Annotated in this window: 21 protein-coding genes; 7 read left to right on the plus strand and 14 right to left on the minus strand. The window is 75.4% G+C overall.

The window, feature by feature from the left end; all coding sequences use genetic code 11:
- The first annotated feature begins 21 nt into the window (after nucleotides 1-21).
- Nucleotides 22-795 (plus strand): IclR family transcriptional regulator, encoded by a 774-nt coding sequence (locus tag HOP40_RS31765; RefSeq protein ID WP_172166436.1) that lies wholly within the window; start codon nucleotides 22-24, stop codon nucleotides 793-795.
- A 66-nt stretch (nucleotides 796-861) separates the two neighbouring features.
- Here HOP40_RS31765 and HOP40_RS31770 read toward each other — a convergent pair whose 3' ends face one another.
- Entirely contained in the window at nucleotides 862-1941 is a 1080-nt protein-coding gene (locus tag HOP40_RS31770; protein WP_225920673.1) for a PEP/pyruvate-binding domain-containing protein, read from the minus strand.
- A gap of 14 nt (nucleotides 1942-1955) precedes the next feature.
- The gene (locus HOP40_RS31775; RefSeq protein WP_172166442.1) at nucleotides 1956-3704 is read right to left on the minus strand and encodes a PEP-utilizing enzyme; all 1749 of its coding nucleotides are present in this window, start codon (nucleotides 3702-3704) and stop codon (nucleotides 1956-1958) included.
- A gap of 167 nt (nucleotides 3705-3871) precedes the next feature.
- Between HOP40_RS31775 and HOP40_RS31780 the strand changes: the two genes are divergently transcribed.
- Genes HOP40_RS31780 through HOP40_RS31795 form a run of 4 tightly spaced genes read left to right on the plus strand, consistent with a single transcriptional unit; the run spans nucleotide 3872 to nucleotide 6675 of the window.
- Nucleotides 3872-5107: a Rieske 2Fe-2S domain-containing protein gene (locus HOP40_RS31780; protein WP_172166463.1), complete on the plus strand. Its 1236-nt coding sequence runs from the start codon at nucleotides 3872-3874 to the stop codon at nucleotides 5105-5107.
- Nucleotides 5108-5114: 7 nt separating this feature from the next.
- Nucleotides 5115-5282, plus strand: a complete 168-nt coding sequence (locus HOP40_RS31785; RefSeq protein ID WP_172166466.1) for a hypothetical protein — start codon at nucleotides 5115-5117, stop codon at nucleotides 5280-5282.
- Complete coding sequence (locus HOP40_RS36230) at nucleotides 5282-5953, plus strand: HAD family hydrolase (RefSeq protein WP_172166469.1); 672 nt, start codon at nucleotides 5282-5284, stop codon at nucleotides 5951-5953. The genes HOP40_RS31785 and HOP40_RS36230 overlap by 1 nt, the downstream gene beginning before the upstream one ends.
- Nucleotides 5950-6675, plus strand: a complete 726-nt coding sequence (locus HOP40_RS31795) for an SDR family oxidoreductase (RefSeq protein ID WP_172166472.1) — start codon at nucleotides 5950-5952, stop codon at nucleotides 6673-6675. Before HOP40_RS36230 ends, HOP40_RS31795 begins: the two co-directional genes overlap by 4 nt.
- A 159-nt stretch (nucleotides 6676-6834) precedes the next feature.
- Here HOP40_RS31795 and HOP40_RS31800 read toward each other — a convergent pair whose 3' ends face one another.
- From HOP40_RS31800 to HOP40_RS31845, 10 genes are all read right to left on the minus strand, one after another.
- A complete protein-coding gene (locus tag HOP40_RS31800; RefSeq protein ID WP_172166475.1) occupies nucleotides 6835-7236 on the minus strand; it encodes a tautomerase family protein in 402 nt (133 codons plus the stop codon).
- A gap of 62 nt (nucleotides 7237-7298) precedes the next feature.
- The gene (locus HOP40_RS31805; RefSeq protein ID WP_172166477.1) at nucleotides 7299-9218 is read right to left on the minus strand and encodes a cyclic nucleotide-binding and patatin-like phospholipase domain-containing protein; all 1920 of its coding nucleotides are present in this window, start codon (nucleotides 9216-9218) and stop codon (nucleotides 7299-7301) included.
- On the minus strand, nucleotides 9215-9970 hold the full coding sequence (locus tag HOP40_RS31810; protein WP_172166479.1) for a MinD/ParA family ATP-binding protein: 756 nt from the start codon (nucleotides 9968-9970) through the stop codon (nucleotides 9215-9217). The genes HOP40_RS31805 and HOP40_RS31810 overlap by 4 nt, the downstream gene beginning before the upstream one ends.
- The gene (locus HOP40_RS31815) at nucleotides 9967-10701 is read right to left on the minus strand and encodes a response regulator (protein ID WP_172166481.1); all 735 of its coding nucleotides are present in this window, start codon (nucleotides 10699-10701) and stop codon (nucleotides 9967-9969) included. The genes HOP40_RS31810 and HOP40_RS31815 overlap by 4 nt, the downstream gene beginning before the upstream one ends.
- Nucleotides 10698-10883 (minus strand): hypothetical protein, encoded by a 186-nt coding sequence (locus HOP40_RS31820; protein ID WP_172166483.1) that lies wholly within the window; start codon nucleotides 10881-10883, stop codon nucleotides 10698-10700. Before HOP40_RS31820 ends, HOP40_RS31815 begins: the two co-directional genes overlap by 4 nt.
- 15 nt (nucleotides 10884-10898) lie before the next feature.
- Nucleotides 10899-13946 carry a hybrid sensor histidine kinase/response regulator gene (locus HOP40_RS31825; RefSeq protein WP_172166485.1) on the minus strand — a complete coding sequence of 1016 codons (3048 nt, stop codon included), beginning with the start codon at nucleotides 13944-13946 and terminating at the stop codon, nucleotides 10899-10901.
- A 104-nt stretch (nucleotides 13947-14050) separates the two neighbouring features.
- Nucleotides 14051-16792 (minus strand): ATP-binding protein, encoded by a 2742-nt coding sequence (locus tag HOP40_RS31830; RefSeq protein ID WP_172166486.1) that lies wholly within the window; start codon nucleotides 16790-16792, stop codon nucleotides 14051-14053.
- 55 nt (nucleotides 16793-16847) lie between these two features.
- A complete protein-coding gene (locus tag HOP40_RS31835; RefSeq protein ID WP_172166488.1) occupies nucleotides 16848-18272 on the minus strand; it encodes an aldehyde dehydrogenase in 1425 nt (474 codons plus the stop codon).
- Nucleotides 18272-19306, minus strand: a complete 1035-nt coding sequence (gene dmpG, locus HOP40_RS31840; protein ID WP_172166490.1) for a 4-hydroxy-2-oxovalerate aldolase — start codon at nucleotides 19304-19306, stop codon at nucleotides 18272-18274. The genes HOP40_RS31835 and dmpG overlap by 1 nt, the downstream gene beginning before the upstream one ends.
- A complete protein-coding gene (locus tag HOP40_RS31845) occupies nucleotides 19303-20208 on the minus strand; it encodes an acetaldehyde dehydrogenase (acetylating) (protein WP_172166492.1) in 906 nt (301 codons plus the stop codon). The genes dmpG and HOP40_RS31845 overlap by 4 nt, the downstream gene beginning before the upstream one ends.
- Before the next feature lie 135 nt (nucleotides 20209-20343).
- Between HOP40_RS31845 and HOP40_RS31850 the strand changes: the two genes are divergently transcribed.
- Complete coding sequence (locus HOP40_RS31850; protein WP_172166495.1) at nucleotides 20344-20880, plus strand: YbhB/YbcL family Raf kinase inhibitor-like protein; 537 nt, start codon at nucleotides 20344-20346, stop codon at nucleotides 20878-20880.
- A gap of 51 nt (nucleotides 20881-20931) precedes the next feature.
- Complete coding sequence (locus HOP40_RS31855; RefSeq protein ID WP_172166498.1) at nucleotides 20932-22131, plus strand: hypothetical protein; 1200 nt, start codon at nucleotides 20932-20934, stop codon at nucleotides 22129-22131.
- A gap of 127 nt (nucleotides 22132-22258) precedes the next feature.
- Here the strand turns inward: HOP40_RS31855 and HOP40_RS31860 are convergent, their stop codons facing one another.
- Both HOP40_RS31860 and HOP40_RS31865 read right to left on the minus strand, forming a co-directional pair.
- Complete coding sequence (locus tag HOP40_RS31860; protein WP_172169597.1) at nucleotides 22259-23197, minus strand: NADP-dependent oxidoreductase; 939 nt, start codon at nucleotides 23195-23197, stop codon at nucleotides 22259-22261.
- A gap of 64 nt (nucleotides 23198-23261) precedes the next feature.
- On the minus strand, nucleotides 23262-23645 hold the full coding sequence (locus tag HOP40_RS31865) for a DUF1232 domain-containing protein (RefSeq protein WP_172166501.1): 384 nt from the start codon (nucleotides 23643-23645) through the stop codon (nucleotides 23262-23264).
- Nucleotides 23646-23690 lie beyond the last annotated feature (45 nt).

The raw sequence follows: 23690 nt of genomic DNA on the forward strand, positions 1-23690 counted from the left end.
CCGACAAGGGATCCTTCCCGCATGGAGGGAAACGCCCGGCCGTCGTGGGAGCTCGGGTCGGTGCGCAACGCCGCGCGCCTGCTCAAGGAGTTCTCCCGGACCGACCGCGAGCTCGGCGTCTCGGAGCTGTCCCGGCGCCTGGGCCTGGCCACGTCGACGGTGCACCGGATGCTGGCGACGCTGGCCGCCGAGCGGTTCGTCGAGCGGGCGCCCGGCGGCTACCGCCTCGGGATCGCGCTGTTCGAGCTCGGCGCCAGTGTCGGCTCGCACCTGGACCTGCACGAGGCCGCAATGCCCGTCATGGCAACGCTGCGGCACACCACGGGCGAGACCGTGCAGCTCGCCGTGCTCGACGGCATGGAGTCGGTCTACATCGACCGCCTGGAGAGCCCGCACACCGTCCGCATCTTCTCCCGCGTCGGCACCCGGCTCCCCGCGACGACGACGAGCACCGGCAAGTCGCTGCTCGCCGCGCTGGAGCCCGAGGAGCTGGACCTGCGCCTGGCGCACTGGGTGCCGCGCCGCCACACCCCGTTCACGATCGTCGACGAGGCGACGCTGCGGACGCGGCTGCGCGAGGTCGCCGAGCGCGGGTGGGCCGAGAACCGGGAGGAGAGCCGCGTGGGCGTCGTGTCGGTGGGGGCGCCGGTGCGCGGGGCCGACGGGGCGGTGATCGCGGCGCTGTCGGTGGCCGCCCCGACCGACCGCGCCGCCGCCCCGGCGCTGCGCCGCATCCGGACCGGCGTCGTGGAGGCGGCGGCGGTGATCAGCAGGCGGCTGGGGCACGTGCCCTGACGCGCGAACGGCACTCTCGCCCAACGAGCTCGGGTGAGAGTGCCGTTCGCGTGACGAACCGGGGAGCTACCGCCCCGGGATCGGCTTCCCGCTGAACACGAACTTCTGCGCCAGCGCCACCGGGTCGTAGGCGGCCGGGGCCGCCACCGGGGCGGTGACGGTGACCGGCCGCGACTGCACGATGCAGACCGGGTCGCCCGCGCGCCGGTGCCGGGAGATGACCCACTCCACGTCGACGGGGTAGCCGTAGTGCTCCTCGATCGACGTGACGGCCGCGGCGATCGCGGCGATCTGCTCGTCGTCGAGGACCTTGCGGTCGGCCAGCTTGGCCGGCATCTCGATCTCGGTGACGCGCCCGTCGGCGAAGTCGAACGCCGACACCACCGTCTTGTGCGCGACGTCGTACTTGAGCAGCCGCCCGTCGGCCTTCCCGACCTCGATGTGGTCGGGGTTGACCAGGCCCTGCACGATCGCCTCGCCCCACCCCCAGCTCGTCTCGATGACGATCCGGTCGGGCTTGCCGGTGACCGGGTGCACCGAGAACGCCACCCCGGACGCGCGGGCGTGGATCAGCTCGATCACGCCCACCGCGATCGGCATCGCGTGGTGGGAGATGCCCTTGCGCAGCCGGTAGGCCAGCGCCCGCCCGGTGAACAGCGAGCCCCAGCACTGCCGCACCGCGTCGATCACGCGCTGCGGGCCCGAGACGCCGAGGTAGGTGTCGAAGATCCCGGCGAAGGACGCGTCGGCGGCGTCCTCACCGGTGGCCGAGCTGCGCACCGCCGTCGGCACGTTGACGTCGACGGCGCGCAGGCACAGCTCCTCGTAGGCCTCGGTGATCTCGGCGGCCAGGGCGTCGGACATCGGGGTCTGCTCGAACAGCGTCCGGATCCGCGCCGACGCGTCCTCGACGGCGGCGTCGGACGGGTCCGTGCCCAGCCACTCGACGACCTCCTCGATCCGCCCGTCGAGGCCCGACTCGGCGCAGTGGCGCCGGTAGGCCCCGACCGTGACGGCGAACCCCTGCGGCACCTCCACCCCGGCGCGGTGCAGCTCGGTGAGCCGCCCCATCTTGGAGCCGGCCAGTGCCACCGCCTCCGCCGGGTCGACCTCGTCGACCCAGACCACCGATGCGGTGTCGACCATCAGAACCCCCGATGTCATGCGCCCGCCAGATCCGCCGCGCGCTTGAGGATGGTGACCCGGCCGTTGGTGCCGTCCACCTCGATCTCGTCGCCGTCCTTGATGGCGACGGTCGCGATGCCGATCGCGGTCACGGTCGGCACGCCGTACTCCCGCCCGACGATCGCGGCGTGGCTGAGCATGCCACCGCCGTCGCACGCCGCACCGGCGATCTTGCCGAAGGCCGCGGTCCAGCTGGGCGAGGTCGACTCGCACACCAGGATCGAGCCGGGCTCGAGGCGGTGCATGTCGTCGCTGCTCTGCAGGACGCGCGCGATGCCCCTGGCGACGCCCTTCGCCGCGGCGACGCCGGGCAGCACCGTCTCCTCGGCCGCGTTCGGGTTCTGCACCGCGCGGATCGAGGTCGGGTTGAGGCCGAAGATCTCGATGAGCACCGGGTCCTCGACGGTCTCGGGGACCGTGCCGAGCACCTTCGGCATCTCGCCGCGCAGCGCGCCCCAGTGGTCGAAGTACTGGCGACGGTCCTTGACCAGGCTCTTGAGCCCGCCGTCGTAGGTGGAGCCGCCGGCCACCTGCTGCAGCTCGGGCCAGAACAGGTAGAGCATGTCGTCCTTGTGGTCGGCCCCGACGCGGTCGGCCAGCTCCTGGCAGACCCGGCGCAGCGGGATCATGACCTTGAGGTCGATGTAGTAGTTGTGGTCGTCCTGCCACCACGGGAAGTTGGCCTCGAGGTTGGACTGCAGGCCGGCGTCGAACACGGCCTGCTCCTCCTTCGTCAGGCCCGACCGCGCGGTCTCGATCGCGCCCTCGCGCTCGGCCATCGCGTTGCGCGCGGCGGCCTCGAAGTCGTGGTCCTCGTCCTTGAGGACGAAGCTCTTGATCATGTCGAGCGGGATCGTGTTGTCCTCGATCCAGCTGGGGACGCCGACGTCGCAGGTGGCCTCCTGGCGGTGGCCGTAGACCTGCAGGAAGTCGTCGAAGTCGGTGAGCCACTGCGACGCCGAGCCGCCCTGCGCGGAGAGCGCGGTGCGGATGCCGGTGCCGGAGTTCTCCTCGAACGCCTGGCGCAGACCGGCCGCCTTGGCCTTCCGGGCGAGCTCGGCGAGCCCGCGGTCGGTCTCCATGATCTTGGTGTCCTCGCCCTGGAGGAACTTGCCGATGTCGGCGGTGTTGATGCCCATCTCGGCGCAGGCCCCGTAGAAGCCCAGGAAGTTCACCAGCAGCGGGTACATCACGTTGAAGTGGATCTCCATGGAGCGCTGGTGGTAGCGCCGCGCCGCGGTGAGCAGGGTCGGCAGCTCACCCGTCGGCACCGCCGTCAGGTCCAGGTTGTGGAAGTGGTCCCAGGTGGCCTCGAGCTCGTCGCGGCCCTGCTCCCACGTCGAACGGTAGTTCTGCAGGAAGCGCGGGAGGTTCGTGCCGAGGCGGTTGGCGCGGGCGCCGATCTCGCGGGGGTCGGACTCGGGGATCGCCGAGCCGTAGAGGTGCGTGCCGGCGAAGCGCGAGGTGATGCCGCGGCCGGGGGGCAGCGGGAGCGCCTCGGCCGCGTGCTGGGTGCCCCAGCAGTACCCGTCCTGGCCCCAGGCGAAGGCCGCGAGCGGGGTCAGCCCCCGGGACCAGTGGAAGTCGAGGAACCAGAACTTGTCCTCGTCCTCCTTCGTGAAGGGGCCGGTCCCGTCGATGATGTAGGGCGACTCGAGGTGCTCGGGCTTGAAGCCCGGGTACCACTCGCCGGTGTACGGCTCCACAGGGACGACAGTGGCCATGCGAACTCCTAGGTCCGGTGCGACGTTCGTCGGACCGTGTCAGTGGTCACAGGCCCCCGGCAAGCGGACCGTTCTCCCCTGCCGAACACCCCCGCCCTGACGGGCCCGTTCGGCGACGGCGAACAGCGCTCTTCCCGCAGGTCGCGCCGTTTCCTACCGTCCGCCCCATGCTGAGCGCCGAGAAGAACGAGCGCCTGACGCGGGTCGGGCCGGGCACTCCCATGGGTGAGCTGCTGCGCCGCTACTGGTGGCCGGTCGCCACCCACGACATGGCGACGCGCATCCCGGTGAAGCGCCGCCTGCTCGGCGAGGACCTCGTCCTCTACCGCGACGGCAGCGGCACCGTGGGCCTGCTCGCCGAGCAGTGCCCGCACCGCCGCGCCGCGCTGTGGCTGGGCTGCACCGAGGAGGAGGGCCTGCGCTGCGGGTACCACGGCTGGCGCTTCGACGCCGACGGCCGCTGCCTGGAGCAGCCCGGCGAGCCCGCCGACTCCACGTTCAAGGACCGCATCCGCGCCACCGCCTACCCCGTGCAGGAGCTGGGCGGGCTCGTGTTCGCCTACCTCGGCCCGCTGCCCGCGCCGGAGCTCCCCCGCTACGACCTGTTCGTGTGGGAGGACGCCTGGCGCGACATCGGTCACGCCGAGCTGCCCTGCAACTTCGTGCAGATCATGGAGAACTCCGTCGACCCGTACCACGTCGAGTGGCTGCACGGGCGCTACGGCAACTTCCTGCGGGAGATCGGCGGCAAGGCCGCGCCGCTGCCCGTCGTCAGCAAGAAGCACGTGAAGGTCGCGTTCGAGGTCTTCGAGCACGGCATCCTCAAGCGCCGCGTGCTGGAGGGGCACACCGAGGAGGACGAGGACTGGAAGGTGGGGCACCCGCTGGTGTTCCCGCACATGCTGCGCGTCGGCGCGGCGGGGCTCGCGACGTTCCAGATCCGGGTGCCGATCGACGACGAGAACACCTGGCACGTCTGGTACCAGACCTACCGGCCCGAGGGCGGCGCCCCGGCGCAGGAGACGATCCCGACCTACGAGGTGCCGCTGTTCGACGAGCGGGGCGAGTACCTGCGCGACTACGTCGACGGGCAGGACATCGTCGCGTGGATCACCCAGGGCCGGATCTCCGACCGCACGAAGGAGCACCTGGGCCGCTCCGACCTCGGCGTGATCCTGCTGCGCAAGCTCTACGCCGAGCAGATGGACGCCGTCGCGCGCGGGGAGGACCCGCTGTGCACCTACCGCGAGCCGCACGACGTCATCGACCTGCCGATGGAGAAGGACAAGTTCGGCTCGGCGATGGCGTTCCGGCAGCTGTGGACGCGCGAGAGCTCGGTGCGCTACTCCCCCATCAAGGAGGAGGTCCTGCAGCTGTTCGGCGACCCGGTGCCGACGTGGTGAGGTCCCGGTGATCAGGTTCTGCCCGGGCTGCGGCACCGCGCTCGGCGACGCCGCGTTCGTCCAGGAGTACTGGGTGGCGCGCGACCGGCACGTGGTGTGCTGGTGCCCGTCCTGCTCGCTCATGTGCACGGTGGTGCTGGCCGCCGCGCTCGTCGGAACGGAACCCGAACACTGATGACGCAGCCACCGAGGCGCGCACTGCTGCTGGACCTGGGCGGCACGGTCTTCCGCTCCGGCAGCGAACTGCTGGGCGAGTTCGGGGCCGTCGAGCCGCGGGTGCGGGCGGCCGTCGCGCGGCGCGGGCCGTTGGGCACCGAGACCGACCCGGAGTGGGACGCGATGATCCGCCAGGACATCAGCGAGCGGGAGTACTGGCGGATCCGCAGCGAGGAGATCGGCGCGGCGCTGGGGCGGGACTGGCCGATCCAGGAGTTCATGCACACCCTCTACGCGCTGGCCGGCGACGACATCATCCGGCCGCCCGCCGCCGCGCTCGTCGCCGACGCCCGGGCCGCGGGCCACCGGATCGGCGTGCTCACCAACGACCTGCGCGCCTTCCACGGCGAGACGGCGATGGCCTCGCACCCCGTGCTGGAGCAGGTCGACGTGCTGGTGGACGCCTCGGTCACCGGCATCCTCAAGCCCGACCCCCGCGCCTACGCGCTGGCCGCCGAGCGGCTGGGCACGGCGCCGGGCGACATCGTGTTCGTCGACGACATGCCGTGGAACATCGCGGGAGCGCGGCGGGCCGGGATGATCGCAGTGGAGCTGGACCTGACCGACCCGGACGCCGCCTTCGCGGTGGCGCGCGCGGAGCTCGGCCTGGGTGCGGAGGCGGCGGCGTGACCGACCCGGCCGGCGGGATCGCCGTCGTCGTCGGGGCGTCGGGGGCGCTGGGCGGCGCGATCGCGGAGCGGCTGCGCGGCGAGGGGCTCGACGTCGTCGCCGTGGCGCGGGGCGGGCCGTGCGCGGCCGACATCGGCTCCGACTCCTCCGTCAGTGCCATCGCCGACGCCGTCGGTGCGCTGGACGGGCCGGTGCGGATGGTCGTGCAGGCCGCCGGGCTGCCGGCGGCCGGGCCGCTGGAGACGATCGCCCCCGACGCGCTCGGGCACGCGGTCGCGCTCAAGTGCGGTGGGCTGCTGCGCCTGGTCCGGGCCGTCGACGACCGGCTGGAGCGCGGCTCGCGGATCGTCGCGCTCGGGGGCCACTACGGCATCGAGCCCGCCCCCTACGCGTGCGCGGCGGGCGTCACGAACGCGGCGCTGGCCAACCTGGTGCGCCAGCTCGCGGTGTCCTACGGCCCGCGCGGGGTCACCGCGCACCTGGTCGCCCCCGGTCCGGCCGACACCCCGCGCCTGCGCGGGCTCTCCGAGCAGGCGGCGCAGCGGCGGGGGGTGCCGGTGGAGCAGGTGCTGGCCGAGCGGGCCGCGGAGTCACCGCTGGGCCGGCTCGTCACGCCGTCGGAGGTGGCGTGGGCGGTGGCGACCCTGCTGGCGCCCGAGGCCGACGCCCTGCACGGCTCGACCCTGGGCCTGGACATGGGCGCGAGGCGCGGCATCTTCTAACCGCCCTCGCGCCCCCCGCCCGCCCGCCCTCTGGTGACAGTGGAGTGGCTTTACTGCCACTGGGCGCCAGTAAAGCCACTCCACTGTCACTGCGGAGGGGTTGGCGCCGGGCGGGGTGTGGTCGTGAGTGCGAACCGTGGCCCTGGCCACGGTTCCCACTCACGGGGTTGCTCGTGCCTCGATCTCCGTCCGCCGCGCGGCGCTCGCCGGCACCCCGGCGATGCCCCAGTCCTCCGGGTCGACCTGCACGATCCGGCCGCGGACGAGCTGCCGGTCGACGCCGAGCACGTCCACGATCACGTCCGTGCACGCGCCGAGCAGGCGGTGCCGCTGCTCCACCGGACGCCCGCGCAGGGCCAGCGCCGTGAAGTACGGCGCCTCGACGCCCGGCTCCCCCGCCGTCACCCACTGCGCGGGCGGGTGCAGCGTGAGGAACGCCCGCACCCGCGAGAGCGGCGAGTCCAGCACCTCGGCGTAGCGCCGCGACAGGGCCGCGAGCAGCTCCGCGTGCTGGGCGTCGGTGTGGCACCCCTCGACCAGGTGCACCTCGAGGATCGGCATGGCGCGCACGCTAGGGACCCACGGGACGCCCGTCGAGGGGCGCGTTCGCCAGGGAGACCCGGTCAGGGGCCGACGGCGGCCCGGCTCTGCGCCAGCGCCTCGACCGCGTAGAGGTACGCGGGCTCCACCAGCGCCGGCCCCGCCCGGAAGTCCAGCAGCCCCGATCGGCCGACCGGCGGGGTCAGCAGCTCGATCGACCGGCTCGCCAGCCGGTCGCGCTGCAGCCGGGCGGTGGACAGCGACATGCTGCGGACCAGCACGTCGCCCAGCCGCGGCACGCGCATCCGCGGGGTGAACGGGTTGAGCCGCGACGCCAGCACCCGCCAACCCGACACCGCGAGGTCGAACTCCGCCGGCGTCCGCCGCCCGCTGCCGGTGGGCTGCAGGTTGACGGCGACGATCGGGCCGTCGCCGACCACCCCCGCCATGACGTCGACGGGCAGGTTGTTCATCACCCCGCCGTCGACGAGGAGCTGGGTGCCGTCGTGCACCGGTGGGTAGACGCCGGGGATCGCGATGCTGGCCCGGATCGCCCGCCAGGTCGGGCCGGTCTCGTGCACGACCTCCCGGGCCTGGCTCAGCGACGCCGACACGGCGAAGTAGGGCAGCCACAGGTCCTCGATCAACCCGGCGAACGAGGGTTCCTCGCGCAGCAGCCTCGTCACCTTGCGGGCCGAGGACAGCGCCACGAACGGCGGCGTGAACCCGACCATCGACCCCTTCTCCACCATCGCCGCCCGGGCCTGGCGCACCCGCTGCTCGTGGTCGAGCCCGTCGGCGTAGAAGCCGGCCATGAGCGCCCCGATGCTGGCGCCGCCGACGGCGTCGACCGGGACGCCCGCCTCGTCGAGGGCGCGCATCACCCCGAGGTGGGCGAACCCGCGCACCCCGCCGCCGGCCAGCACCAGCCCGCGCGCCGTGCCCGACAGGAACCGGGCCACCCGCTCCAGGTGGCCGGTGTCGCCGGCCCGCACGTGGTGATGGCGGGTGACGTCGCGCCCGGCCAGCCACGCCGCTGTGCCCGACGGGGCCGCCGTGCCCGCGGGGTGCAGCAGCACGAGGTCCCGCCGCCGCTCGCCGGGCACCCGCGCCAGCGCCCGCTCCGCCGGGCCCGCTGCCGGGTCGTCCCCGGCGCGGGCGACGAGCACCACCCGGTCGGCCTGGCGCAGGCAGCGGCGCGTCCACTCGGTGTCGCCGTCGTCGGCGCGGTAGACGACGAACCGGTGCGCCGCCTCGACGCGCTGCAGCCACGCCAGCAGCCGCCCGTTGCGCGGGTCGGCGGGCTCGGTGCCCGACGCGCCGGCACCCAGCGCCGCGTCCACCGTCGCGGACGTGACCTCCAGCGCCCCGCCCAGCGCGGTGACCAACCCCGTGGCCAGCTCGTCGGGCACCGGTCCCGACCCGGCCGGCAGCAGCGCGACCGTGACGGCGGGAGCCGTCGGCGCCGGCACCCCCGTGACGGGGCCGCTCCCGGTCCGCACCAGCGCCCGGCACAGCCCGAGCAGCGACCCCGGGTGCGCCGCGGCGAACCGCTCGAACCCGGCCACGCCCAGGCGCAGCACCAGCGAGTCGCGCACGGCGTGCACGTGCGTGCCGGCCCCGTCCCCGGGCTCGATCCCGAGCAGCGCGGCGGCCCCGACGACCTGCCCCGGGCCGATCTCGCGCGACCCTGCCCCGGACCGCACGGCGAGGCGGCCGTAGGCGACCAGGTGCAGCGCGTCCGGTGCCCGGTCGGCGTCGAGCACCACCTCCCCGGCGGTGACGTGCACCGGGTCGAGCGCGACGAACAGCTCCCGCAGCGCCGCGCGGTCGAGCCCGCCGAACACCTCGGTCCCGGCCAGGAAGTCCAGCACCTCGCTGCCCGGTTCGGTGCCCGACCAGCTCTCCGCCAGCAGCAGCAGGGGGCGCCGGCGCCGGGTGGAGCCCAACCCGGCCGCGATCCGGTCGCGGTCGAAGAACTCGGGGACCTGGGTGCTGCTCACGCCCGGACCCCGGTGCCGACGAGCTGGTCGGCCAGCTGCCCGTAGAGGGCGGCGACGGGGTGGTCGGGGTGGTGCAGGACGAAGATCCCTCCGCTGGAGAGCACCATCAGCTCCTCGGAGTGCGGGACGACGGCGGCGACCGGGGTGCCGTAGGCCTCCGACACCCGCAGCGCGACGTCCGCGGGCTCGAACGCCTCGGGGCACTTGTTGACCACCAGCACCGTGCGCGGCACCGCGAGCTTGCGCGCCACGCTCACCGTGACGTGGGTGCCCTCGTAGTCCTGGTGGTCGGGGCGCAGCACGATCGCCAGCGCGTCGGACATCGCGATCGACAGCAGCGTCTCCTCGTTCAGCCCGGGGTGGGTGTCCAGGAGCAGCACGTCGAGCTCCAGCTCGGCGGCCAGCGCGCGGACCCCCTCGCCGAGCAGGCCGACGTCGTAGCCCTCGGCCATGATCCGGGCGATGTCGTGCGGGTCGACGCTGGACGGCACGAGCCAGATCCGGCCCGCGGTGCCCGGCGGCGTCACCTCGCGGGCGGCCTCGCGCAGCGGGTAGCGGCCCCACAGGAACCCGTCGAGGTGGTGCTCCGGCCGGTCGACGCCGAACAGCACGTGGATGCCCGGCGAGAGGATGTCGAGGTCGACCACCCCCACCCGCAGGCCGCGCCCGGCGAGCACCGCGGCCACGTTCGCCGTGGTGTTCGACTTGCCGGTGCCGCCCCGGAACGAGTGCACGGACACGATGGACGTCATCGGTCTCCCCTGTCCTGCCGACCCGTCCCCGAGCGCAGGTCCGCGGCTCGGCGTTGCAGGTCGGCGAAGTAGTCGGTCTCGGTGATGGCGGCGACGGTGCGCGCCGCGCGGGCCTCGTCGATCTCGATGCGCAGCGCCCCGACCTGGGCGCGCAGCCGCTGCTCGCGCTGCGCCACCTCGTGCGCCATCCGCCCGAACACCCGGGCGAGCAGGCCCAGGGCGTCGTCGCGGGCGGCCACGGCGTCGAGCCGGCCGGGGTGGAACTCCCCGCGCTCGACGGCGGCCGCCGCGTCGACGACGTGCCCGACCTGCTCGCGGTACTCCCGCTCCAGGTCGGCCAGGCGCTTGCGGGCCAGGCCCGCCCCGAGCCGGGCGCGCAGCACGGCCGGGTCGAACGGCTTGGGCAGGAAGTCGTCGGCCCCGAGCTCGATGCAGCGCACCACGCCGTCGCGGTCGTCGGACCCGGAGATGACGACGACCGGCAGCGCCGCCGTCACCGGGTCGGCCCGCATCCGCGCGAGCACCGCGTACCCGTCGAGGACGGGCATGACGATGTCGAGCAGCACCAGGTCGAACCCGCCGCCCGAGACGAGCTCCCAGCCCTGCCCGCCGTCGACGGCGAGCTCCACGTCCAGGCCCTCCCGCTCCAGCGCGCGGCGCAGCAGCAGGCGGTTCACCGGGTCGTCGTCGACGACGAGCACCCGCCCGCGCAGCACCCCGGCGGCGCTCATCGGGTCACCGCCTCGGGAGTGCGGGGCTCGAGCAGCCGCAGCAGGTCCATCCAGCCGGAGAAGGGCACGCGGTCCGCGGAGCCGGGCCGCTCGACGGTGCCGACCACGCGCCCGTCCGGGGTCGGCCGGATCTCGACGACGAACCGCTCGCCCACCGCGTCCACGACCGCGTCCACGTCCACCGCTGCCCCGCCTCCTCAGACGACCGGCTCGGCGGCCGGCAGCTCGCCCAGCACCGCGGGGACCCGGGTGCCGATCTCCTCGACCAGCGCCGCGGCCCCGTCCGGACCGCCGTGCTCCAGCGCCCGGCAGGCGTCGGCGAGCCGGGCCGCGCCGAGCGTCGCGGCGTTGGAGCGCAGGGTGTGCGCGGCCATCCGCAGCCCGGCGGCGTCGCCGAGGTCCAGCGCGGACCGCAGGCGGTCCACCAGCTCGGGCAGGTGGGCGGTCGCGGCGGCCACGAGCTCGGCGACGACCGCGTCCCCGTCCGGGCCGAACGAGCGGGCCAGCTCGGCGAGCACGCCGGGGTCGACCTCCGGCCCCGCGGCCGGCCCCTCCCCGACGGGGACGCGTCGCAGCGCCTCGGCGAGCCCGTCGAGCCGGATCGGCTTGGCGAGGTAGTCGTCCATGCCCGCGGCCAGGCACATCTCGCGGTCGCCGTCCATCGCGTTGGCGGTGACGGCGACGAGCCACGGCCCCCGCGTCGCGCCCGCCCGGATCCGGCGGGCCACCTCGAGGCCGTCCAGCACCGGCATCTGGACGTCGAGCAGCACGGCGTCGTAGGTGCGGGCCGCGACGGCGTCGAGCACCTCCTGACCGGTGGTGGCGACGTCGGCGCGGTGCCCGAGCTTCGCGAGCATCGCCAGCGCGAGCATCCGGTTGACCGGGTTGTCCTCGGCGAGCAGCAGCCGCAGGTCCGGAGCCGGAGCCGGCGCGGTGCCCGGCAGGGGCGCGGGACGGTGCGCCGGCTCACCGAGCAGCTCCGCCAGCACCTCGGCGAGCCGGGCCCGCTTGACGGGCTTCGTCAGCCAGGCACGCACCGCGGTGCCCTCGCGGGTGCCGCCCAGTGACGACAGGCAGGCGGCAGGCGGGCCGCCGAGCTCGCGCAGCCGCGCGGCGAGGGTGGCGCCGTCCATCTCCGGCATGACGTGGTCGAGCAGGGCGACGTCGTGGACCCCGCCGCGCGCCACCCGGTCCAGCGCGTCGAGCGGCGAGCCGGTGTCGTCGACGGCCATGCCCCACGCGTTGCAGTGCGCCACGAGGACCCGCCGGTTCGCGGCGTTGTCGTCGACGACCAGCACGCGGCGCCCGGCCAGGGCCACCGGCGCCACCGGCCCCGGGACGGCGGCGGGCGGCGCCGCCACGGCGAACCCGAACGTCGTCCCCGTGCCGACCTCGCTGCGCACCCACACCCGCCCGCCCATCAGCTCGGCGAGCCGCCGCGAGATGGCGAGCCCCAGGCCGGTGCCGCCGTGGCGGCGGGTCGTGGAGACGTCGACCTGGCTGAACGACCGGAACAGCCGGTCGAGCCGGTCGGCCGGGATCCCCGGACCGGTGTCGGTGACCTCGACCGACAGCTCTCCGGGCCCCGCGTGCACCGCGACCACCACCTCGCCGCGCGCGGTGAACTTCACCGCGTTCCCGACGAGGTTGACCAGGATCTGGCGCAGGCGCGTCGGGTCGCCGAGCACGGCGTCGGGCACGGCCGGGTCGACGGCGCAGACGAGCTCGATGCCCTTCTCCGCCGCCCGCGGGGCCAGCAGGTCCAGCGCACCCTCGACGCAGTCGCGGACGTCGAGCGGCACCGCCTCCAGCTCCAGGCGGCCCGCCTCGATCTTGGAGAAGTCGAGGATGTCGTCGATGATCGTCAGCAGGCCGTCGCCGCTCTGCTCGATGACCCGCGCCAGCTCGCGCTGCTCCCCGTCGAGGTCGGTGGTGAGCAGCAGCTCGGTCATCCCGATGACGGCGTTCATCGGGGTGCGGATCTCGTGGCTCATGTTGGCCAGGAACGCGCTCTTGGCCGCGTTCGCGGCGTCGGCGGCGGCCCGGGCCTCCTGCGCCTGCTCGTGCAGCCGGACGCTCTCGATCGCGCCGGCGAGCTGCCCGCCGACGGTCTCGGCGAGCGCCAGCTCGGCCGGGGAGAACACCCGGCGGCGCCCGGCGGACTCCGCCAGCACCAGCCCGATCACGCGTCCGCCGCGACCGACGAGCGGGGCGGCCATGAAGGCGCACACGCCGCGCTGGCCGAGCCGTGCGCGGACCGCGGGCGCGAGCGTCACGGCGTCGAGGTCGCCGACGGCGACCGCGCGGCGCAGGACCACGGCCCGTTCGACGGGGCTGCCGTCGGTCGTCGACAGCTCCGTCCCGGCCCGGCCGGCGCCGGGCGCGGGCGCACCCTCCCCGCCGACGGCGTGGTCGGCGCGGACGACCAGCCGTCCGGCGTCGTCGACGAGCGCGACGGCGACCCATCGCACCCGGAACAGCGCCGCGAGCCGCCGCGCCGCCCCGTCGAGGACGTCCTGCAGCGACACCGCCGTCGCGACCGTGCGGGTGATCGCGCTGAGCGCGGCGAGCTGCTCGCGGTCGCGGGTCAGGCTCTGCGCGATCACGCCGGCCACCGCGGCGATGATCAGGCCGATCCCCATCCGGAACGTGATCGAGACGACCAGGAACGGGTGGCCGTAGACGAGCGTGCCGAACACCTCGCGCAGCGTGTAGGCCACGGTGAGGAGCCCGATGGCCACCATCGCCCCGCGCAGCTGGAACCGGACCGCGGCCTCCATCGGCAGCACGTAGAGCACGGCCCAGATCGCGGTCTCGGTGTCGAAGGTGAAGACGAAGACCAGCCCGAGGAACACCGTCCCGTTGAGGACGAGCGCGGCGACGCCGACGCGGCGCGCCCGGCGCACCGTCGTCATGCGCGGGATCAGCGGCCAGATCACCAGGTTGCCCACGGCCAGCAGTGCCAGCAGGCCGACCGCGAGCTCGAACATCCCCGGCGGGTAGGGCAGGTAGTAGGTGAGGACCTGGGCGAGGCCGAACACGAAGCCGCCCCAGCGGATCCGCAGCATCGCGCGCTCGGCGCGGACCAGCCGCGCCAGCTCGGCCGTCGCGAGGGTCTCGAACTCCGCGGCGGTGTCGGGTTCGCGGCCGGTGGCCATGGCGAGCCCGCCGCGGCGGCGGCGCAGGCGCCCGCCGCCGTCGGGCAGGTGGCCGGGATCCGGCGACCCGGCCGAGCCCCAGCTCATCGCCACAACGCTCCGCCCCCTCGGTCGCCGGACGACCCGGCCGGGACCGATCGTGGCGACCCCCGGGCGCCCGCGCGCCACGGTGGTCCGTGGGACGCGGCGGCTCAGCCGCCGTCCGCCCCCCGGAGCGCCCCACGGTGCGGGGCGTCGAGCCGGTCGGCGAGCCGGGCGCGCGAGCGGATCCCGAGCTTCGCGTAGACGTTGCGCAGGTGGAACTCCACGGTGTTGAGGCTGACGATCAGCTCCGCCGCGACCTCCGGGTTGCTCATCCCAGACGCCGCGAGCCGGGCCACGCGCAGCTCCCGCGGCGTGAGCGCGCCGGGCGCCCGGTCCGTGCCCCGGACCGGGTGCAGCCCGCACGCCGCGAGCTCCTCGTCGCACCGCGCCAGCGCGGGACCGGCGCCGAGCCGGGCGAGCACCGCCCGGGCCGACCCCAGCGCGTCGGCCGCGGCGCGTCGCCGGCCGGCCCGCCGCAGCAGGGCGCCGTGGGCGAGGTCGGTGAGCGCGACGTCGAGCTCGGTGCCGGAGCGAGCGTGCTCCGCCGCCCGCCGCAGGGCGCGCTCGGCCCCCGCGGCGTCACCGCGGGCGGCCTGCAACCGCCCGCGGACCCGGGACGCCGCGGCCAGCGCGACGCCGCGGCCGAGCTCCTCGGCCCGGCGCTCGAAGGGGCCGAGCACCCGCTCGGCCTCGTCGGGGCGCCCGAGGTGCACCAGCGCGTCGGCGAGCATGCACGGCCAGCTCGACACGCCGGGCTCGGCGGCCCGTCCCGAGGCGGCCTCGGCCAGCGGGACCAGCAGCTCCACGACCCGGGCGTGCGCCCCGCGGGCGTCGGCGACGTGCGCCGCGGCCACGGTGGCGCCGACGCGGTCCAGCGGCAGGCCGGTGGCGGCGGCCGCCGCGGTCGCCGCCGCGACGTGGGCGTCGGCCCGCTCCCGGTCGCCGCGCGCCGCGTGCGGCATCGCGGCGTAGGAGTGCAGGCGGGCCAGCATCCAGTCCTGCTCGGAGTCCTCGGCGAGGGCGACCGCCTCCTCCGCGTCGGCGACGGCCGCGTCGAAGGCGCCCATCCGGTGCCGGGCCAGCGCGAGGTACCCCTGGGCGTGCAGGCTCGCCACGAACATCCCGCCCGCGCGCAGCGCCGTGACCGCCGCCGACAGCTCCGTGACCGCGCCGGCGTGGTCCTCGGTCCAGAGCAGCCGGGCCCCGCGCGCCACCGCGGTCGACAGCTGCGCGGCGGGGGCCAGCGAGCGCCCGGCGAGGGCGAGGCTGGTGACGAGCGAGACCGACTGGTCCGGGTCGACCGCCAGCGCCCGATTGCCCCACTCGACCGACTCCGCGGCGCGGAGCTGCAGGTAGTACAGGTGGCACAGCGCGTCGCAGATCCCGGCCCGGAAGCCTGGCTCGGCGTCGGCCGCGGCCGCCCAGGCGGCGAGCAGGAGCCGCTCCGCCTCGGCCGTCCGCCCGGCGGTGAACGCCAGCAGCGCGCGCACGAAGCTCTCGTGGGCCGATCCCCCGCCCGGGACCGCCCGGGCGAGCTCCGCGGCCCGGGACCGCTCGCCCGCCAGCACCAGCAGCTCGACCGCGTCGAGCAGGCACCGGGAGCGCTCGGCGGCGTCCGGGAACAGGCCGGCCGCCGAGACCAGCGTGGCGGCCGCACGCGACCGCTCGCCCCGGTCGACCTGCGCCGCGGCCAGGGCGCGCAGGTCGCCGGCGAGCGCGGGGTCGCTGCCCCCCGCCGCGGCGACGCGGTGCCGCAGCACGTCGTCGGGCGTGCCGACGATCCCGGCGGCGCGCGCGTGCAGCCGCATCCGGACCCCGAGGTCCATGTCGTGGTAGACCGCCGCCCGGACCAGCGCGTGCGGGAAGCGCAGCACGGGACCGCCGGGCGCGGCGGACGTCGTCAGCAGCTTCGCCGTGACCGCCGGGGCGACGACCTCGGCGCCGGACTCCCCCGCGAGCTCGACGGCGTCGGCGAGCCGGCAGTGCTCGCCGAGCACCGCGGCGGCCGCCACCACCGCCCGCGCCCCGGGAGGGCACTGCGACAGCCGGCCCAGCACCAGCACGGAGTAGGAGACCGGTGAGGGCAGGGGCCCCTCGGCCGACCGGAGCGCGGCGGGGTCGACCTCCTCGAACAGCGCCCGCACGTGCAGCGGGACGCCGCCGGTGTGGGCGTGCAGGCGCCGGGCGGCCGGCGGCGGCAGCTCCCCCGACCCGAGGGCCCGCCCCAGCGCCACCAGGTCGTCGACGCCGAGGCCGCCCAGCCGCAGCGTCCGCCCGCGGTCGCCGGTGGCCAGCGCGCGCAGCCGGTCGGAGCGGCCGCCGTCGTGCGGGCGGACGGCCACGACGGTCAGCACCCGGTCGGACCCGAGCCTGCGCAGCGCGAACACGAGCGCCTGCAGGGACGGCACGTCCGCCCAGTGCCCGTCGTCCACGCTGATCACGACCGGACCGTCGTGCCCGCGCAGCCGGTCGAGCAGCGCGACGAGCGCAGCCCCGGCGACGGGCGGCTCGTCGGCCGCGTGGACCACGGTGCCCGGACCGCCGCCCACCCGTTCGACGGCCCGCGCCAGCTGCTCGACGATGCCGTAGGAGACGGTCTCCTCGGCCTGCTCCCCGCTCGCCCGCAGCACGGCGGCACCCGGCTCGAGCCCGTCGAGGAACGCCTGGACCAGGGCGGTCTTGCCGGTCCCGGGCTCCCCCTCGACGACGACGACCTGCGAGCGCCCCGCGCAGGCCTGCGCGAGGTGCCCGGCCAGCACCGCCAGCTCGCGGTCCCGGCCGACGAACACGGCCCGGTCCAGCGCGAGCGGGTCACGGTGACCGGGCCGCCCGTCCATGGCGACGATCATGACACCAGGCGCAGTCGTTCCGCCACACGCCGCAGTCGCGCTGGGCCGGACGGCGCTACGGGCGGATCGCCATCACCACGGCTTTGGGTTCCGTGAAGAACTCCCGGCTGAAGTTGCCGCCCTCGCGGCCCCAGCCGGAGTCGGCGAACCCGCCGAACGGGGCGCGCAGGTCCCGGACGAAGAAGCAGTTGGTCCAGATCGTGCCCGCCCGCAGCTGTGCCGAGACGCGGTGCGCGCGCGAGAGGTTCTCCGTGAACACCATGGCGTTGAGGCCGTAGGGCGAGTCGTTGGCGGCGCCGACGGCCTCCGCCTCGGTGTCGAACGGCGTCACGGTGACGACCGGCCCGAACACCTCCTCGCACATGATCGCCGAGTCGGCCGGGGCGTCGACGACGACCGTGGGCCTGACGACCCAGCCCTCGCCCAGGCCGCCGGTGAGGACCTTGCCCGCGCTGTTCTCGACGTAGCCGCGCACCTTCTCGTAGTGCGTGCGCGAGGCCAGCGGGCCGATCTGCGTGGCCGGGTCGCGGGGGTCGCCGATCACCAGCGCCTCCGCGGCCGCGACGAACCGCGCGAGGAACTCGTCCAGGACGGGTCGCTCCACGTAGAGCCGCGACCCGGCGAGGCACACCTGCCCGGCGTTGGTGAAGATCGCCTTGATCGACCAGTCGACGGCGTTGTCCAGGTCGGCGTCGGCGAAGACCAGGTTGGCGCCCTTGCCGCCCAGCTCCAGGCTGACCGGGGTGAGGTTGCGCGCCGCCGCGCCGGTGATGATCCGGCCGGTGCCCGACTCGCCGGTGAACGTGATCCGGTCGACGCGGGGGTCCTCGGTGAGCGCGGAGCCCGCCGAGTCGGGGCCGTAGCCGTGCAGGACGTTGAGCACGCCCGGCGGGATGCCGGCCTCCAGCGCGAGCCGGGCCAGGATCGTCGCCGAGGCCGGGGTGTCCTCCGCGGGCTTGAGCACCACGGTGTTGCCCCAGGCCAGCGCGGGCGCGACCTTCCAGGACTCCAGCATCAGCGGGAAGTTCCACGGCGCCACCGCGGCGACGACGCCGGCCGGCTCGTAGCGGGTGTAGGCGTGGTGCCCGGTGTCCATCGGCAGGGCCTCGGCCATCGCCAGCCGGGCGTGGTCGGCGAAGAACCGGAAGTTCTGCGCGGTGCGCGGCACGTCCTTGCCGCGGGCGTCGGCGATCGGCTTGCCCATGTCGCGGGAGTCGGCCATCGCCAGCTCCTCGGCGTGCTCGCCGACGAGGTCGGCCAGGCGGTGGATCAGGGCGCCGCGCTCGGCGAAGCCCATCCGCGGCCACGGCCCCTCGTCGAACGCGCGGCGCGCGGCGGTGACGGCCAGGTCGGCTTCCGGCGCCCCGCCCAGCGCGACCCGCGCCCACGGCTCCTGCGTCCACGGGTCGACCGAGTCGAACGTGGCGCCGTCGAGCGAGGGGCGCTCCTCGCCGTCGATGACGTGCCCGAAGTCCTCCATCAGCCCTGCTCCCCCTCGGCCGCGAGCTGCAGCGCCACGTCGATGATCATGTCCTCCTGGCCGCCGACCAGGCCGATCTCGCCGCAGCGGCGCAGGATCGCGTGCGCGGGCACCTTGTAGCGCTCGGCCGCGGCCTCGGCGTGCAGCAGGAACGAGGAGTACACCCCGGCCCAGCCCTGCACGATCGCGTTGCGGTCCATCTTGGGCCAGCGGTCCAGGTACGGGCGCACGACGTCCTCGGCCGCGTCGAGCAGGCCCATCACGTCGACGCCGGTGGAGACGCCGAGCCGGTCGAACACCGCGGCGAGCACCTCGGTCGGGCTGTTGCCCGAGCCCGCGCCCAGCGCGCACAGCGACCCGTCGATGTAGCGGACGCCGACCTCCTGCGCGATCACCGAGTTGGCGATGCCGAAGCTGAGGTTCTGATGGCCGTGGTAGCCGACCCAGGCCTCGTCGCCGACCTCGGCGAGCAGCGCCTCGAACCGCGCCCGCGCCTCGTGCATGAGCAGCGCGCCCGCCGAGTCGGTGCAGTACGGGGCCTGGCAGCCGGAGTCGACCATGATCCGCGCCTGCTTCGCCAGGTCCTCCGGCGACGTGCGGTGGGCCATCATGAGGAACCCGGCGGTCTCCATGCCGAGGTCGCGCGCGGCCGCGAAGTGCTGCGGCGACACGTCGGCCTCGGTGCAGTGCGTGGCCACCCGGACCATGTCGGCGCCGGCGTCGCGGGCGCGCTTGAGGTCGTCGACGGTGCCGATGCCGGGCACCAGCAGCACCGCGATCCTGGCCTGCTTCGCCTCCTCGCGGGCGGCCGCGATGAGCGTCATCTCGTCGGTGTGGGAGAAGCCGTAGTTGAAGCTGGAGCCGCCGAGGCCGTCGCCGTGGGTCACCTCGATGACCTCGACGCCGGCGCGGTCGAGCGCGCGGACGGTGTCGCGGACCTGCTGCTCGGTGAACTGGTGCGCCATGGCGTGGGAGCCGTCGCGCAGCGTCGTGTCGACGAGGCGGACGTCGTGGCGGAGGTCGGGGCGGCTCATGCGTTCTCTCCCTGCTTCGCGCGTGCCATGAGCTCGCCGACGCGGGCCGCGGCGGCCGTCATGATGTCGAGGTTGCCGGCGTACTCCGGCAGGTAGTCGCCGTTGCCCTTGACCTCGAGGAAGACCGCGACGCGGCCGTTGCCCCGCCAGCTCTCCCGGGGGTCGTCGAACTGCGGCTCGGCGCGCAGCGTGTAGCCGGGCACGTACTCCTGCACCTCGGCGACCATCTCGTGGACCGAGCGCGTGATCGCGGCGTGGTCGGCGTCGGGGCCGATCATGCAGAACACGGTGTCGCGCATGATCATCGGCGGCTCGACGGGGTTGAGGATGATGATCGCCTTGCCGCGCTCGGCGCCGCCGACCTCGCTGACCGCGCCGGAGGTCGTGTGCGTGAACTCGTCGATGTTGGCGCGGGTGCCGGGGCCGGCCGACCGCGACGACACCGACGCCACGATCTCGGCGTAGGGCACGGGCGTGACGCGGGAGACGGCGTGCACCATCGGGATGGTCGCCTGCCCACCACAGGTGATCATCGAGACGTTGGGGGCGGCGATGTGGTCGCGCAGGTTCACCGGCGGGCAGACCATCGGGCCCAGGTGCGCGGGCGTGAGGTCGACGGCCTGGATGCCGGCCTCGGCGTAGCGCGGGGCGTTGGCGATGTGGGCCGCGGCGGAGGTGGCCTCGAAGACGATCGCCGGGAGCGGGTCCTGGCGCAGCAGCCAGTCGACCCCCTCGGCGCTCGCGTCGATGCCCTGCTCGCGCGCCCGGGCGAGGCCGTCGGACTCGACGACCCCCACCACGTACCGGACGTCGATGACGTCGCTGCGCTGCAGTTTGGCCAGCAGGTCGGTGCCGATGTTGCCCGGCCCGACGATCGCGGCGGGGACTGGTCCGGAGCTCATGACGTCGAGGGTGTCCGGCGCGGCGCCCGGAGGGAACCGCCACGTTCCGGTGGACGGAACGGCGGCCGGGCTGCGGCCCGTTGTGGGCACAACTAGCTTGGGGCGCGTCCGTTCCGGAACGAGAAGGAGCACCCGATGGCCACGCCCCCCGACCCCTACAGCTTCCTGCCCGAGGTCCCCGCGTTCACCGTCACCAGCACCGACGTCGAGGACGGGAAGACGCTCCCCGCACCGCACACCTCCGGCGCCTTCGGCGTGCCCGGCGGCGAGGACCGCTCCCCCCAGCTGAGCTGGTCGGGCTTCCCCGAGGGGACGAAGAGCTTCGCCGTCACCGTCTACGACCCCGACGCGCCCACCGCGAGCGGCTTCTGGCACTGGGCCGTGTTCAACCTGCCCGCGTCCGTCACCTCGCTGGACGCCGGAGCGGGCGCCGAGGGCGGCGCGGGCCTGCCCGGGGGCGCGGTGCAGCTGCGCAACGACGGCGGCTTCGCCGGCTACATCGGCGCCGCTCCGCCCGCCGGCCACGGGCCGCACCGCTACTACACGGTGGTGCACGCGCTCGACGTCGAGACCCTCGAGGTCCCGGCCGACGCGAGCCCCGCGTTCCTCGGTTTCAACCTGTTCGGGCACACGCTGGCCCGCGCGACGATCACCCCGGTCTTCGAGCAGTAGGACACGGCCGGCGGGTAGCGTGGGGTCCTGAGCACGGAAGGGGAGCCGCGGTTGTTCCGATGGTCCGACCGGGGCACCCCGGGCGCCGCTCCGGACGACCGCGCCCTCGCCGCCCGCAACGCCGCCACGCAGGCATTCCTGGCCCTGGACGACGAGCAGCGCGCCGCGGCCACGGCCGTCGACGCGGCCGAGGAGCTGGGGGCGGCCGACCGGGCGGCGGGGCGGCGCCTCGTCGACGCCTGGCGCCGGGTGGCCGAGCTGGGCGACCACGCCACCGAGGCCTACCTCGGCGCCACCACCGACACGCCGCCCGGGCGCGGCACCGCCACCGCCGACGAGCGGGCGACCGCCGAGATCGAACGGGCGCGCGAGGCGATCCGGCGGTTCCGGGCGTCGCACGCGCGGGTGCTCGACGAGGCGGCGCACCTGGTCACGGGCCTGCCGCGGGCCGTGCACGAGGCGCGGGTGGCGCTGGTCGACGCGCGTGCGGCCGTCGCGGGTCCGGCTGACGCCGGGCACGTTCGCTCACGGCGGGCCGAGGAGCGCCTGGCCGACGCCGAGCGCACCGCCGCCCGGCTCGACTCGCCCGGCCTGAGGGAGCGCCGCGACGCCGTCGCCCGCACCCTGGAGCTCGCGCGCGAGGCGCAGGCGCTGGCCGCCGACGCCCCGCGCACGGCCGCGCAGGTGCGGACCGCGCTGTCGAGCGTGGCGACCCGCCGCGCCGCCGCGCAGACCCGCACCGAGCGGATCCCGCCCGCGCTGTCGTCGCTGCGCCGCGAGTTCTCCGAGAAGTGCTCCCGCGACCTCGACGACGCCGAGTCGCGCGCCCGCTCCGCGCTCTCGGCCGCCGACGCCGCGGTGGCCGACGCCGAGCGCCTGGCGGCCGCAGGCGAGTGGGACGACGCCGCCGACCGGATCGCCGCCGCTCGCGCCGAGCTGGGCCGGGCCGAGGAGCGGGCCGACGCGGTCACCGACCGGCTCACCGAGCTGCGCGACGTGCGCGCCGACCCCGCCCGCCAGGCCGCCGACACCCGTTTCGTCGTCCGCGACGCCCAGCGGCTCGTGGTCGACCGGGGTCTGGTCGCGGAGTTCGGGCCCGTCCTCGACGCCCAGTCGGTGCGCCTGCAGAACGCCGTCGACCGCCTCGACGGCGTGCACCCCGACTACTGGTTCTACCTCACCGAGCTCCGTGGCATCCGCGACCGCGTGCGCCAGGTCGTGGAGCGGGTGCGGGCGGGGGCGGGGCGCTAGGACCCGCGAGTCGGGGTCTCGTGGCGACCGTGTCGGGGTGGCGACACGCGCGCACTCAGAGCCCGACTCGCGGGCAACCGGACCCCGACTCGCTCGCAACCAGAGCCCGACTCGCGGGATTTCCGGGTCAGGTCGTCAGGACGAGCTTGCCGCTGGTCCGGCCCAGCTCCCCTGCGCGGTGGGCGTGCGAGGCGCGCTCCAGCGGGAAGGTCTCGGCCACGATGACCCGCAGGCGCCGCTGGTCGACGAGCGCGGCGAGGTCGTCGAGGCCGTCGCCGTCGGGCTCGACCATCATCCCGGTGGCGCGCAGCCCCCGCTCCCGGGCGGCGGTGAGCGCGTCGGCCGCGGCCGCGGAGGGCAGGCAGATCATCAGGCCGTCGGGGTGCAGGACGTCGAGCGAGCGCAGGGAGACCTCGCCGCCGATGAGGTCGAACACGAGGTCGACGGGCTCCACGACCTGCTCGAACGCCTCGCGCCGGTAGTCGATCGCCTCGTCGATGCCGAGGTCGTGCAGCAGGTCGTGCTTGCCCGACGACGCCGTGCCCAGCACGTACGCGCCGCGCGACTTCGCGATCTGCACCGCGAGGTGCCCGACCCCGCCCGCGGCGGCGTGCACCAGCACCCGCTGCCCGGGCTGCACCGCGGCGATGTCGACGAGGCCCTGCCAGGCGGTGAGCCCGGCCAGCGGCAGCGCGGCGGCGGCGACCTCGCCCAGCCCCGCGGGCCGGTGCGCGAAGTGCCGCGAGGGCGCCGTCACGAAGTCGGCGTACGCGGCGGCCTGGCGCGGGAACCAGGGCATCCCGAAGACGGTGTCGCCGACGGCGAAGCGGGTGACGCCGGGGCCGACGGCGTCGACGGTGCCCGCGACGTCCCAGCCCACCGTGAACGGCGGCGCCCCCAGGACGGCGGCCGCCCCGGACCCGGCGCGGGTCTTCCAGTCGACCGGGTTGACCCCGGCGGCCGCCACCCGCACCCGGACCTCGGTCGGCAGCGGCTCGGGCACCGGCGCCGTGCCGAGCACGAGGACCTCCGGACCCCCGAACGTGTGCTGGGTGATCGCGCGCATCGTCTCCACGGCCGGTTCCTACCAGGACGGACGGCCCGACGCCGCTGCGATCGGCGCAATCGGCTCAGTTCGGCGGTGGCTGGTCGATCACGGTCGGTCGGCTGCGCCCCGGGGCCGCCGTGCGCTCCCAGGAGAGGAACCGGTCGGTCTCGGCGAGGAACGTGCCGCCGATCCACAGCGCGACGACGGCGTCGTCGGTCAGACCGAGCAGACCGAGGAACGCCTCGGGCACGAGGTCGACCGGCGAGACGAGGTAGGCCAGCGCGAGCAGCAGCAGCACGAGCCGCCCGCGGGCCTCGGGGAACCGCCCGGAGGCGGCGGCGGTGGCCAGGCGGGGCAGCGCGCGGAGGCGGTCGCCGAGGCCGGGCGCGCCGGGGCGACGGCTCGACGAGACGGCGTTCCAGAGCGCGCGGAACGCGGCGACGCGGCGTGGTCCGAGAGTGGGCACATCGGACACAACGCCGCGGGGCACCCACACGTTCCCCTGACGGCG

Origin of the sequence: Pseudonocardia broussonetiae, from assembly GCF_013155125.1 — a bacterium.
Taxonomy (GTDB): Bacteria; Actinomycetota; Actinomycetes; order Mycobacteriales; family Pseudonocardiaceae; genus Pseudonocardia; species Pseudonocardia broussonetiae.